A 12,031-nucleotide genomic window follows, 5' to 3' on the forward strand; every position below is an offset into this window, starting at 1 on the left:
TCTTCGTTTCTGTTTTGTTCTAAAGCAGTTATAAACTGTCTATTCTTTCAGTTGGCCTATCTGCTGCTTAAAAGGCTTAAGGTTCGATAAAAAAATTTTTACCGGAATGATCTTTTAGAGGCTGATTTTTGAATATCAGTGACTCGATTTTTTGTAAGAGGAAATCTCTTTTTCTCCGTAATATCCAATTGGGTAATTTCTCCTTCATGTATCGTAATTAATATGGATCCATAATCTAAATTTTTAATAGCTACAAGAATTTCGTTTAGCTTTGAATCGTTATAAGTAGACATAAGTTTCCTCCTCATTCATTATAAATTCTATTATTCTTATTAATTAACTCGCCTTTAACGTAATAAAAGTGAAAACATTCTCTCTTAAGAATAAACCGTTATCGAATAACCAAAGTCTTGCGGGCGTTCTTTCGCAAATTCAATTGAGATAATAGAATCTTCTAACGATCGTTTGCTATAGGGAGTTTGAAAATGGGTCGTATAGCGGCTTCCACACTTCCGCAGGAAGAAAATAATTGAAATTTCCGTAAACGAAAGACATCTACGTTTTCACTTTTTAAAAAAGAAAACCCCCTATGTTGCCATTCTGATCCTTGCGGCAAATTATAGGAGGTTCTGGTTGTCCAGTCACCTATCAATAGAAAAAATGAAAATAATAAGGATGCTTTTCTGTTTATGACTTGAAATCGGCCAGTGATTTCTTTTTGAATATGCCAGGTGTCTTTATAATTCGTTTGAATTATTTAGTATGATTTACCCGAGTTCGACAGTTTTGAGGCCATTTTAGGCAAATGAAAATGGCCAAAATGCTGTTATATCAAAGATTTCGCGATGCGGATCCTAGAAAAAAACACTGAATTTCATAGGCACACGACTTGTTTATTTTAACTTTTAAAACAGCTGAATATCGGTTATAATATAGGCATGTACATACGGCGAGTAACACGCAAAAACAAAGATGGAACGACCGTGGCGTATCTCCAGCTTGCTCACAACGAATGGGATCCGAAGGCCAAATATGCGAAAGCGAAGGTGATTTATTCGTTTGGGCGCGAAGACGAGGTGGATCGCGCTGTCTTGGAGCGTCTGGCCAAAAGCATTTCGCGATTCCTTTCTCCTGAGCAGGCTTGGGAAATCGAGACGTTGACAGGAGAAGTGTCGGATGACTTTCAGTTTCAATCAAGCAAACGCCTTGGTGGCGCTTGGCTTTTGGATCAGCTCTGGAGACAACTGGGATTGGGAGAGATTCTCCACTCCTTGTTTGCCTCCCGACATCATCAGATTCCGTTGGAACGGCTGATTTTTGCCATGGTGGCGAATCGTGCCCTTCATCCGTCAAGCAAGTTGGCGATGGAGGAGTGGGTGGAGAAAGACGTGCATATCCCTCATCTTCCCCAAGTCGCCGGCCACCAGTTGTACCGGGCGATGGATGAGCTGCTGGCTGTGCAGCCGGAATTGGAACGCCAAGTGTTCCATGCCGTGGCCGATTTATTGAACCTGGAAGTCGATTTGATTTACTTTGATACGACTTCGTCGTACTTCGAAGTGGATCCATCCGAAACACCAGAAGGAGAATCGCTTCGAAAGCAGGGGTTTTCCAAAGATAAGCGTCCCGATTTGGTCCAAATCGTCATTGGACTGGCCGTTACCCGGGAAGGAGTCCCCATTCGCGCTTGGGTATGGCCTGGCAATACGATGGATATGACGGTCATCAAACAGGTGAAACAAGACTTGATTGGCTGGAAGCTTGGGCGTGTGATCAGCGTGATGGACCGCGGATTTTCGTCTGAAGAGAATTTGCGAATCTTGCAACAGGCCGGGGGACACTACATTGTCGGCGAAAAAATGCGGTCCGGCAAGGCCGCCGTCGAAGAGGCCCTAAACCGTCGCGGGCGCTACCAACAAGTTCGCGAGAACTTGCATATTAAAGAAATCATCGTGGGCGACGGAGAAGCGCGTCAGCGCTATGTTCTCGTGTACAATCCCAGCGAAGCCGAACGCCAACGCAAGGAACGGGAAAAGCTGCTCGAATCGCTGAAAGAGGAGTTGGAGGGGCTTCGCCAACTCCCCAATGAAGCTCATCATAAGGCCACCTGCCGGCTGCGTTCCCATCCGTCCTACGGAAAATACTTGCGTCAATTGAAGGATGGAACGCTTCGCATCGACAAGCAAGCGGTTCGTGAAGCGGAAAAGTACGATGGCAAATATCTCATCCGAACCTCCGATGACACCTTGTCTGCCGAGGATGTCGCGCTTGGGTATAAGCAACTGGTGGATATCGAGCAGGCCTTTCGGACGTTGAAATCAACACTCGAGCTGCGCCCCATGTATCATCGCTTGGAAGACCGTATCCGGGCGCATGTGCTGCTCAGTTGGCTGGCTCTCTTGCTGGTTCGGATCGTGGAGATCCGAACTCATGAATCGTGGCCGAAAGTAAGAGACGAATGCGAGCGTCTCATGCTTGGACATTTTTCTTCAAAAAACGGCGACCTTTATCAACGAACCGAACTGACGGCCAAACAAGCGCTATTCCTTGCGGCTCTAGGGCTGGAACCTCCTCCAAAGATTCTAGGCATCCACCCTCGCACCTAGATACACGCCCGAAGTGTGCCCAAATGCCTCCGATCCCTTTTGTATCAAGGGGCGAGAGGCATTTTGTTTGCCTAGTGACTGTCGAACTCGGGATTTAAATAAGTCAGTTGTTCCTCGAGAAGTCAAATTATTTTCTCGTTATTGGGAGAGGCATTAACCATAAAAGTCACCAATTTTCGCATATAAGTTAACGTTAGTATACCATAGCGAATGACAAAGCGGGATAAAAATATGCAAATTTAGAATACACCTTTTGGTGTTGGTTAATTGAATCAGCGTTGCTATATAAAATGAATAAAATATCACGGCTCTGTTGCTTGCTGTACAAAGTAACCCTTATGCAAATGGCGCCCGGGCTTGATGTAAAAAACTTAAGTTCATTTTATATAGTCCATCAATACCTTTCCGCATATCTGTTTTCCAGAAGTTTATATGAATGTTTTTCATGCTTGTGTTGTCCTATCTCATAGATTTTTCAAATCCTTCATGACCGTTTGAATGGTGTGCTTATCTACGTCGTTGAAGATGGAAATCTCTGCGATTGCCGTTTTGATCGTGCAAGCAGGCTTCGAGGACAGCACGGGCGGGGTTATTCCAGGAGTATTTTCATTTTCAGTTTGTAATGTTACGGGGACAATGGTTAGTTTTTGTTTTGGCAAAGAAAAGCACCTCCTTTAATTGATACGTTCATAGTACCAGGAGGTGCAGCCTCAAATTAATTTAGACAATATCCCAATTTATTGTGGCTAATCTCCATCCTATTAGTTAAAAAGTAATTTTGCGTTGATGGTTGAACAATATATTAGCCGAGTTCCTATAGGTTATTAGATTCCTAATTTAATCCATCTTTTTTTAGAAAGACTTAGGATAATAATATTTATAATAACAATAGAGGCTAAATATATCACAATAGACCAGATATCCTTGGTATCAAGTGTCATACTATCCCTTTGAAGCACCTTATCTATTCGTGCGTACATCGTGTTACCTGCTTCAAAGGGAGCGATAAATCCAAAAATTTTCGTACTTATGGCTACTAAAATAACGGACGTTATCCAATAAACAATACTTATGCCAATACTAATCAATATATTTGGGCTTAATATACTAAACGTTCCAATAATGACGATATATTGAAAAACAACAGCTGAAAATAAAAATAGCAACAAAGTAAAATGTGAAAAGTTGTGATATATTATTGATATCAAAAATAAGCCGAGCAATATAAACACAAAACATTCTATGAACAAAACCGCCACTTTTTTATAAAAGAAGGTAAAAATATTTTCCCCTATTAACTTATAAAATAAAATATTTTTATTAGTATACTCCCTGTTGATAAAGAAAGCTATAACGAATGAAAACAACATAAAACCAAACTCTGTAGCAACTGTATAGGAGCTAAAGAAGAATATATGATATGTAACTTTGCTAACCCTGTCTATTCCAATCGGTAGAAAATACCCGAGTAAAAAAACAAACAGAAACATAGATCCCAGTATAATTAAAACCTTGTTATTAATACTTTTTTTAAACTCCAGTTTCATCGTTGCCCTCCCACAATATACTTACTCATTTATATATACTTCGATCAACTTATCTATAGAATCATATTTTTGAATTGATTGATTATTGAATAAGTAATAATCTCCTGTAATGGCTTTCAAATCTGATAAGTTATGTGTAATATTTATAATAATTTTTTCCGGATTTTCGTGAATGTATTCATTCAGAAAACGATGTATTTCCATTACTGTTTTTTTGTCTAAGGCATTTGTTATTTCATCTAAAACGATAATTTTTTTATCTTCTAACAAAAAGCTAAGTAATTTTAGTTTTTGCTTTTGACCATCGCTAAGATTTTTAATTAGAACTTTTCCGTCAATATTTTCAAGGTTCAGTAAGACAGCAATTTTACTTATCAGTTTGGAATCAAATTTATTATTTAAAAAGTTTATTAAAAAGTCCTTGGAAACATCATTAGGTATATTAGATGAACTGGATATTAGAGAAATGTTCTGACTAATATCTTTTCCAATCCGTCCACTATTGTTTAATAGAAAGTCCTTGGCAAGTTGAGATTTTCCAACTCCGTTTTTTCCTAAGATGTGACTGATTCTTCCATTTGAGAAATGTAGGTTCGTGTTCTTAAGTAACGTCTTACCTTTTACTCTTAAAGTGTAGTTTGAAATGTTCATACACGAGCTCCTTTTAAACAAATAACTTTTTAAACAAAATGGGATGATTATTTCTTCTTTTCATTATTAATGATTGCTTTTATAAACACAATAAATTTTTTTGTTTATCTCTTTATCACTAGTTTGCAAAATACAATATCCAATGTACAATGGTGTTTGCTGCAATGCATACCCCAATAATTTGAATAGTAAGTACAAGCCAATGGTTTTTTTTAATACTATTATATTCGTCTAAATCAAGAAAGGCTAGAACAATTTTGTAACCATCAGAATTCAATACGGGGACTAAATTCCACAATAAAGTGCTTGAGAAAAACATATATGCTTTTGTTAAAGGTTCAAAAGAAAAAGTAAGTTGATTCACGGTCTCAACAATATTAACAAAAAGATAATTGATAAACAAACCGCTTGCATGAACAATAATCTTTTCATTCCTAGAAAGCATGTAAGTCTCATTCATTTGAACATAAAATGCAGGGAAAACGTAAAAATTCAGTTTAAATCCAAATTTATCAAACTTTTTCCCAAAGAATTTCAAAGACAAGATATGTCCCAGTTCATGAAAAAATATATTTACTATGAAATAACCGCCTATAACTATCCACATTTTCCAACCATAAATTAGAGGGGATAATTCATGTTGCAATTTCATTAAATGAGTATAATTAAATACAAATAATATAGCTATAACGCATAAAAAGGCGTAAAATAATTTTGTTGGTACTTTTTCTTTATAAGTCTTCAAGCGTGTTAATTGCTTCTCAGTAAGAGAGTCTAGCCTGTTTTTATAATATTCCCCACTTTTTTTGTCTTTTATAAAAACATGTTTTTGCACGAAAATTTCATAGTCTTCATCTTCAAATTTTAGCGGTTTCATGATCTTTATTTCCATAGTTTGCGTAGTAGTAATCTTCCATAAAATTATGAAAATAATTTATTTTGTCTTCGGAATTAAATAATGAAACACACAAACTGCAAATAGAAGAAAACTCATAGGGAATACCAAATTCCTCTATTTTTTTATTCTCTTTTAAAATATTTAAAAACCATTTAAATCCTTCTTTTCTTATAATAAACAGGAGTAGGTTAGACTGCAATTTTTCTACAGTTCTTTCATAAGTTTGACTATATTCCTCTCTTAAAGTTATTTTTGTTTCGAAAATAGCAGGGGAACAGCATGGATATATCTCTCCATCATGGTGATAAACAATTTCGTAGCCAGGGCATTGCAGAGAATCTTCATCATCAAGATTATAAAATTTATGTATATTTTCCTGGCTAATTCTATTTTTAGCAGCACCAACCGGGATCAATGGAAATTTTGTAATCTTAATTCCTAAGATTGAGTCACCCAATTCCTCCAAAATACGATTTGACATCTTATCTTTGGTGACTGCCATATTTAGAGAAACGTCAATATCTGGATATTTCCTACTGTGTTCAAATATTCTCTTGACACTGGATAATTTTACAAAAGGAGCATGGTACTCATCATAACTTATAGTTAATGCTACCACATTTAAAGAGTTCATGTCTTTAAAATATTCCTCAACTTTATTTTGGCTACCTCCCCAAAACCCGTTAGAAATCAATGTTATTTGTTTTTTGTAAGGCTTTATTATTTCCATTAATTCTTTTAAAAATTTATAATCTGAGCATTTTGCACATTTTTCAACCCAAGAGCCATAAGGTTTTCTAAAGCATAAAAAAGGACTTCACCCCTTATTTGTAGAATTTTGAAGTGACCAAACCACAAAAATCCACAAGGAGGAAGTCACTTTGTATATTCTACAAGAAAGTCTATTTTCCTTTGAAGAATTGCAAATTTTAGAGTCAAAAGAGAAATTACCGATCTTTTTTAGTGCTCTAGATTTGCGTCCTTATGCTAAACAATTGAAAAGTTCTTCACCCCAAGGGGCTGAAGGACATTCCAAAGAAGGGATATTAAGGGCTCTTATCGCTGCCCCATTAGAAGGTATTGATACTTTTACTTCTCTTCACAATCGATTGAAAAATGACCTGCGTTTTCGTTACCAATGTGGTTTAGATATTAGCAGGCCTGCACCATCCATCTCTACTCTTAGCCGAGTATTTTCTTCACTAACCAAAACTGGACTTGTGAAAAGAATCTTTCAAGATCTCGTCCAGTTAGCTCAAGAGGAAGGAGTAATTGATGGAAAACATCAGGCTATCGACAGTGCCGCCATTGATGCTTACGAAAAGAAGCAGCCTAAGAAGCGAAGTGAACAAACAGGCAACGCCAATTGGGGGGCAAAGTTTGATTCCTTCGGTAATAAAATTACTTGGTTTGGCTATAAGATGCATCTTTCCGTTGACACCAAAAGTGAATTACCAATGGCGATTGAAGTAACCCCTGCTCATATCAACGATGGGGATGTCGCACCACAATTAATTGAACAAGTAAAGAGTTGTACAAACTCTAAAATTGATTTCCTGATAATGGATGGTGGGTACGACCAGCTTAAAAACTACGAATCCGCCAAGAACATTGGGGCTCAAGCTATTATTCCACTCAATTTGCGTAATGAAAAGGAGCCTCCCGAAGGAATTGCCTCCAATGGAACCCCACGCTGTTCGATGGGGTACGAAATGACTTATTGGGGCGCCAATAAGGATCAGCTCAAATTCAGATGTCCACACGCAACCGGAAAAGTGGATTGCCCATTAGGAATGGCAGCCTGTTCATCCTCCAACTATGGAATGGTAGTAAAAATTAACGTGAATAAGGATCTTCGCCGGTACTCTAATCCACACCGCGATTCCAAACGTTGGAAAGAACTTTACAATGAGCGAACCAGTGTAGAACGGTGCAATTCAAGAATGAAAAGTTATCTTACAGCGAACTCCCTGCATGTGTGGGGAATCGATAAAGTAAAAACTCATATTTACTTGAACGCCATCGTATTACTGGTTTCAGCTCTCGCAATGGCAAAAGAGAGTAAAAAGCAACAAACCGCTTAAAAAATTTTTAAAGCGAAAAATTCTGCAAGTACGCCCAAAAAAGGACAAACAGAATATTTGTAAACCAAAGATACAAAATACCCCAATTTATTTGGGTTTCTTTTAAAACTCTTTTTAATAAAAATCTAATTTTGCAAAATGCTCAATCTAAAAAGATTTCCCCGCCTGTGAATGAAATTACCTCTATTGTTTTGCTTCTTGCAAATTCATTTACTAAATTCCTTATATAGTCTTTTTCCATTTTTACTTCAGAAGTTGGTGAGCTAGAAAAGCAGCAATGATCACAAGATGCATTACATTTTGAATCTAAATTAATTGCTACTGTCTTATTATACATTAAATATTCATCCCCTTTAATAGTCAAAAATTACTGACCATGTTAAGCTTAGAAAAACTAATCATTGTTTTCCTAAATTAGTCTTTGCACGAACAAAAAACAGCCGTTGTAAAAATATCAAATTTGTTGATAAGCCCCCGTGCCATAGACTCCAAATATCGTAAAAAAGCCTCATTCCTATTTAGAAGGAAACAGCTGCATAAAAATATGATTATACAGAATTGTTTTTTAGCTTTATGACGAATCCCATCAATTGAGTTTAATCGTTCTTCAATATGGATTGTTACAAGTGTGTATACTTTTAGTATCGAAAATATAAATAACTGTCTTTGCTTTAACAAAACAAAGATAGTCGGTATATAAAATTCCCGCTATATAATTTGAACTAAACATTACTACTCATGATGTGTAGCCAGAAGCAATGTCATCTGTCCTGACTATAACTGATTTTGACGCGAATAACTTAAGTTCGCTTTATATAGCAGAGTAAAGCTTCAAAATAAGATACTATTCGTCTTACTATGTTACTAGTGCTTTCATGTTTTGAGAATGACTTTTTTGTTATATAATTTGAACTAAATTTTGCCATTGCCTATGTATTGCCAGAAGTCAATATCTATCCGGGTCATGATTAATTTTGGCGCGAAAAACTTATCTAAATTTTATATTGTCATCTCTTCTTTTTGTGACAAAGATTCATAAGATACACTGGAGAATTTAGCTTAAAGCGATCTCGGATCCAATCGGACGATTTCCTCCTTATTCTTTGATTTAGACAGTGAAGTGTAGGAATCAAAATTAAAAACAAGTATGGCTCAGGGCTTTGATTTCTGCAAAGCCCTGGCCCTTTCTAAACTCATGATTTAAGAAAGAAATTTTTTGCTAGTTAAGTATAAGAGACAAAGTCTACTATATGTGACTTTTATCAATGTCCACTTCCAACTATCCAACGGTTCCCCTTTGATTTCACAAAGTACCAAAGATCGTTAACTTTGGCCAACTTTTGAGATTCTTCTACCAAGCTCTTAAATTCCAAATTTTCACATTACTATTTTGTGTATTTTCCTTACTCATTATCTATCACCTCCTTCTCTTATACTATAAATATTATCTCATTATATTCATTATTTCTGTGACTATAGTCACAGAAATAATATATTTTTCTAAACCTTATACTAAAGCAAAAATTTTCACAGAGAACTTTTTTCTCCAATAGAGAAATAGCTGCTTAATTGTTTGGACTTTAACAGATGGTGTTTTCTTTTTTAGCAATGTCTTTTACCACGTCTTCCAATGTCACTTGCTCCAAAACTTTCTCCATTGCAATCTGGGATGCTTCAAATATCGGTTCAATGGTGTTCTGAATATTTCTTCCCACAGGGCATTTCGGGTTCGAGTTACGGTGAATGCTGAATAACGCTTTATCCTGGACGACATTCACGGCCTTATAAACATCAAGGAGTGTAATATCGGACAGCGCTTTTGCCAGCTTTGCCCCTGCTTTTCCCGGATGGACTTCTATTAAGCCGGATTTTTTCAACATCCCCATGATTTTCCGGATGACAACAGGATTTGTATTCACACTCTCCGCTAAAAACTCGGAAGAACTCACGCCATCTTTATTCATTTCAATCAATGCCAATATATGGATTCCAACAGCAAAACGACTGCTGATCGACATTTCCAGTCACCATCCTCATGTAATTCATATAATTACAAGTATAGTATAACTCCTAAAGGAAATAAATATCATTGACATGCCTGCCATCTTGTAATTATAATAATTACATGTAATAAAGTTGATTACATATCACAGGAGGAATGCCATATGAAAATTGGAATTATTGGCGCTAGCGGGGAAGCCGGCAGCCTTATTCTCAAAGAAGCGGTTGACAGGGGCCACGAAGTGACGGCAATTGTACGGAATGCAGCGAAAATTCAAGACAAACGGGTTGATGTGGTGGAAAAAAATATTTTCGATATCAAATCCGGAGATCTTCAAAAATATGATGTGGTCGTCAATGCATTTGGTGCTGCTCCAGGAAAGGAACACCAGCATGTGGAAGCCGGCCGGGTTTTAATTGAAGCTTTAAAAGGGGCGCCCGGCACACGCCTCGTCGTTGTGGGGGGTGCCGGCAGCCTGTTTGCGGATGAATCAAAAACCGTTCGCGTCATGGACACACCCGATTTTCCCGCTGCATTCCTGCCAACTGCGAAAAGCCAGGCACAAAATTTAGAAGACCTGCAGCATTCCACCGGTATCCAATGGACTTTTGTAAGCCCGGCCGCGCTCTTTGATCCAGCAGGCAAACGAACCGGCTCCTACAAAAAAGGCGGGGATGTGCTGACGTTGAACTCAAAAGGGGAAAGCTACATCAGCTATGCAGATTTTGCGATTGCAATCCTGGATGAAATTGAAAATCCACAGCATAAAAACGAACGATTCTCTGTTGTCGGCGAAGCGGAATAACAACACTTGCTGTATAAAAAGACTATCACATTTGCGTGATTCTGACCTTCTACAGCCAATATCTTAGAAGAAAATCAAGTGAAGGCACTGAAAAAAGTGATCGTTTATTTTGATTTGTAAAAAAACGGTGAGACATGATGTCTCACCGTTTTTTGTTTTTGTGAGCTTTTCTGCTTATGAAAATTTTAGTTTTCCTGAGCGGATGTCATCGGCCATCGTTGCATAAGGTGCTTCTGAAATCACTTTTTCGTTGTTTATGCCTTCATTCTTAATGTAAGTGATATCCGCAAATTCCGGAACCACATATTTCGGGTAAGTTTCATATTTTTCACGGGATTCTTCCATTAAATCGATATGGTCATTTTGATAGCAGACCGTGATTTCCGGGTGTTCATGTACCCATTTCGGGAAAAAGATTACACCGTGCATCCGTTTATCATCCGGCATGAAGTTCAGGGAAACGTCTGTGCCTGTCGGTTCTGTCCAGGAAACTTTAAAAACGCCATCCGTGATCTTCACGATATCTGCTTTTTGGTCACGGACCCAGCGGCCGCCAACCATTCCGCTGTGGATACGATAATCAACGGTATCTTGATTTTTTATATAAAATTCATATTCCCAGCCATTTTCATAAGTATAGATCATGTGGGTGCCTAAAAATTCTTCTAATGTTTTCATCATAAACCTCCTGTATTTAACGAATCATTCAATATTAAACATGTCAATGTTTACATGTTTTATTTTATACCTATGCTATAATATTGTCAATAAAACGTGACGGAGGTTAGCCGATGGCAAAAAGAGTCCTTAAACACGCGATCTTGGGTTTGTTGAGAAAACAAGATATGAGCGGTTATGACATTACGTCCGAGTTTACAAAAGAAATTTCCCAATTTTGGAGTGCCAAACACAGCCAGATTTATACCGAATTAAAAAAATTGCTGGATGAAAAACTGATCGAACAGTATATTGAAATATCCGGCGTCAAATTGGAAAAAAAGATGTATACGCTGACAGAAGAAGGAAAGAAGGAACTGGCGCAGTGGCTGATGCATCCGGAACAAATTCCCGAGACGGAAAAAGACACGTTTGCTTTAAAAGTTTATTTTATCCAATACATTCCCGAAGAAAAAATTCTTCCGCTTTTCCAGGACCAATTGGATCAGCGGGAGCAAAAATTATCGGAGCTAAAATCCCGTTACCAGCTTATTTTTGCGCAAAGAGAAGAGGGGATTGGACTTGGATCGGATGAGTTAGGGCATTATCTTGTCCTGACAAAAGCGATCTCCCGGGAAGAAAGTTATGTAGACTGGCTGAAAAAAAGCATCCGGTTTATCAGGCAAAAAAAGTGAACGTTCCTTAGCCATAAGACAAACCGCAGTGAAGGCGGTATCCAAATTCAGCTGGCTATATTTTCAGGATAGGATCATTGAATCGT

General features: G+C 37.5%; 12 protein-coding genes and 2 pseudogenes. 4 read left to right on the plus strand and 10 right to left on the minus strand.

Annotated features, from left to right (window positions below):
• Positions 1-98: 98 nt before the first annotated feature.
• Entirely contained in the window at positions 99-293 is a 195-nt protein-coding gene (locus N1I87_RS12510) for a YezD family protein (RefSeq protein WP_341102052.1), read from the minus strand.
• A 645-nt stretch (positions 294-938) separates the two neighbouring features.
• Between N1I87_RS12510 and N1I87_RS12515 the strand changes: the two genes are divergently transcribed.
• Positions 939-2,606 carry an IS1634 family transposase gene (locus N1I87_RS12515; RefSeq protein ID WP_341102054.1) on the plus strand — a complete coding sequence of 556 codons (1,668 nt, stop codon included), beginning with the start codon at positions 939-941 and terminating at the stop codon, positions 2,604-2,606.
• Between the two features lie 464 nt (positions 2,607-3,070).
• On the opposite strand, the gene N1I87_RS12520 is transcribed toward N1I87_RS12515, so the two are convergent.
• The 5 genes and pseudogenes from N1I87_RS12520 to N1I87_RS12540 form a co-directional block, all read right to left on the minus strand.
• The gene (locus N1I87_RS12520; protein ID WP_029142980.1) at positions 3,071-3,265 is read right to left on the minus strand and encodes a hypothetical protein; all 195 of its coding nucleotides are present in this window, start codon (positions 3,263-3,265) and stop codon (positions 3,071-3,073) included.
• Between the two features lie 165 nt (positions 3,266-3,430).
• The gene (locus N1I87_RS12525) at positions 3,431-4,153 is read right to left on the minus strand and encodes a peptide ABC transporter permease (RefSeq protein WP_029142979.1); all 723 of its coding nucleotides are present in this window, start codon (positions 4,151-4,153) and stop codon (positions 3,431-3,433) included.
• A gap of 21 nt (positions 4,154-4,174) precedes the next feature.
• The gene (locus N1I87_RS12530) at positions 4,175-4,804 is read right to left on the minus strand and encodes an ATP-binding cassette domain-containing protein (RefSeq protein WP_029142978.1); all 630 of its coding nucleotides are present in this window, start codon (positions 4,802-4,804) and stop codon (positions 4,175-4,177) included.
• A gap of 118 nt (positions 4,805-4,922) precedes the next feature.
• Positions 4,923-5,681 carry a hypothetical protein gene (locus N1I87_RS12535; RefSeq protein WP_035181029.1) on the minus strand — a complete coding sequence of 253 codons (759 nt, stop codon included), beginning with the start codon at positions 5,679-5,681 and terminating at the stop codon, positions 4,923-4,925.
• Positions 5,662-6,456: pseudogene (locus tag N1I87_RS12540) on the minus strand (YydG family radical SAM peptide epimerase); the annotation flags it as partial. The gene N1I87_RS12535 and the pseudogene N1I87_RS12540, both read right to left, overlap by 20 nt.
• Positions 6,457-6,583: 127 nt before the next feature.
• Here N1I87_RS12540 and N1I87_RS12545 point away from each other — a divergent pair.
• On the plus strand, positions 6,584-7,786 hold the full coding sequence (locus N1I87_RS12545) for a transposase (RefSeq protein WP_027725900.1): 1,203 nt from the start codon (positions 6,584-6,586) through the stop codon (positions 7,784-7,786).
• A gap of 145 nt (positions 7,787-7,931) precedes the next feature.
• Here the strand turns inward: N1I87_RS12545 and N1I87_RS12550 are convergent.
• From N1I87_RS12550 to N1I87_RS12560, 3 genes and pseudogenes are all read right to left on the minus strand, one after another.
• Positions 7,932-8,123, minus strand: a pseudogene (locus tag N1I87_RS12550) (radical SAM protein); the annotation flags it as partial.
• A gap of 925 nt (positions 8,124-9,048) precedes the next feature.
• Positions 9,049-9,159, minus strand: a complete 111-nt coding sequence (locus N1I87_RS12555; RefSeq protein WP_341102056.1) for an epipeptide YydF family RiPP — start codon at positions 9,157-9,159, stop codon at positions 9,049-9,051.
• Positions 9,160-9,366: 207 nt separating this feature from the next.
• On the minus strand, positions 9,367-9,804 hold the full coding sequence (locus tag N1I87_RS12560; protein WP_029142964.1) for an Rrf2 family transcriptional regulator: 438 nt from the start codon (positions 9,802-9,804) through the stop codon (positions 9,367-9,369).
• 147 nt (positions 9,805-9,951) lie between these two features.
• Here N1I87_RS12560 and N1I87_RS12565 point away from each other — a divergent pair, with 147 nt between their 5' ends.
• Complete coding sequence (locus N1I87_RS12565; RefSeq protein WP_035190971.1) at positions 9,952-10,593, plus strand: NAD(P)-dependent oxidoreductase; 642 nt, start codon at positions 9,952-9,954, stop codon at positions 10,591-10,593.
• 174 nt (positions 10,594-10,767) lie between these two features.
• On the opposite strand, the gene N1I87_RS12570 is transcribed toward N1I87_RS12565, so the two are convergent.
• On the minus strand, positions 10,768-11,271 hold the full coding sequence (locus N1I87_RS12570) for a phenolic acid decarboxylase (protein ID WP_035190973.1): 504 nt from the start codon (positions 11,269-11,271) through the stop codon (positions 10,768-10,770).
• A 113-nt stretch (positions 11,272-11,384) separates the two neighbouring features.
• Here N1I87_RS12570 and N1I87_RS12575 point away from each other — a divergent pair, with 113 nt between their 5' ends.
• Entirely contained in the window at positions 11,385-11,945 is a 561-nt protein-coding gene (locus N1I87_RS12575; protein WP_026684637.1) for a PadR family transcriptional regulator, read from the plus strand.
• Positions 11,946-12,031 lie beyond the last annotated feature (86 nt).

It is taken from the genome of Bacillus sp. FSL W8-0102 (assembly GCF_038007225.1).
Taxonomy (GTDB): Bacteria; Bacillota; Bacilli; order Bacillales; family DSM-4216; genus Bacillus_O; species Bacillus_O smithii.

Excerpts from the sequence above, each read along its gene's own strand:
- N1I87_RS12510 (WP_341102052.1), bottom strand. The coding sequence starts at position 293 with ATGTCTACTTATAACGATTCAAAGCTAAACGAAATTCTTGTAGCTATT.
- N1I87_RS12515 (WP_341102054.1), top strand. The coding sequence starts at position 939 with ATGTACATACGGCGAGTAACACGCAAAAACAAAGATGGAACGACCGTG.
- N1I87_RS12525 (WP_029142979.1), bottom strand. The coding sequence starts at position 4,153 with ATGAAACTGGAGTTTAAAAAAAGTATTAATAACAAGGTTTTAATTATA.
- N1I87_RS12530 (WP_029142978.1), bottom strand. The coding sequence starts at position 4,804 with ATGAACATTTCAAACTACACTTTAAGAGTAAAAGGTAAGACGTTACTT.
- N1I87_RS12535 (WP_035181029.1), bottom strand. The coding sequence starts at position 5,681 with ATGAAACCGCTAAAATTTGAAGATGAAGACTATGAAATTTTCGTGCAA.
- N1I87_RS12560 (WP_029142964.1), bottom strand. The coding sequence starts at position 9,804 with ATGTCGATCAGCAGTCGTTTTGCTGTTGGAATCCATATATTGGCATTG.
- N1I87_RS12565 (WP_035190971.1), top strand. The coding sequence starts at position 9,952 with ATGAAAATTGGAATTATTGGCGCTAGCGGGGAAGCCGGCAGCCTTATT.
- N1I87_RS12570 (WP_035190973.1), bottom strand. The coding sequence starts at position 11,271 with ATGAAAACATTAGAAGAATTTTTAGGCACCCACATGATCTATACTTAT.
- N1I87_RS12575 (WP_026684637.1), top strand. The coding sequence starts at position 11,385 with ATGGCAAAAAGAGTCCTTAAACACGCGATCTTGGGTTTGTTGAGAAAA.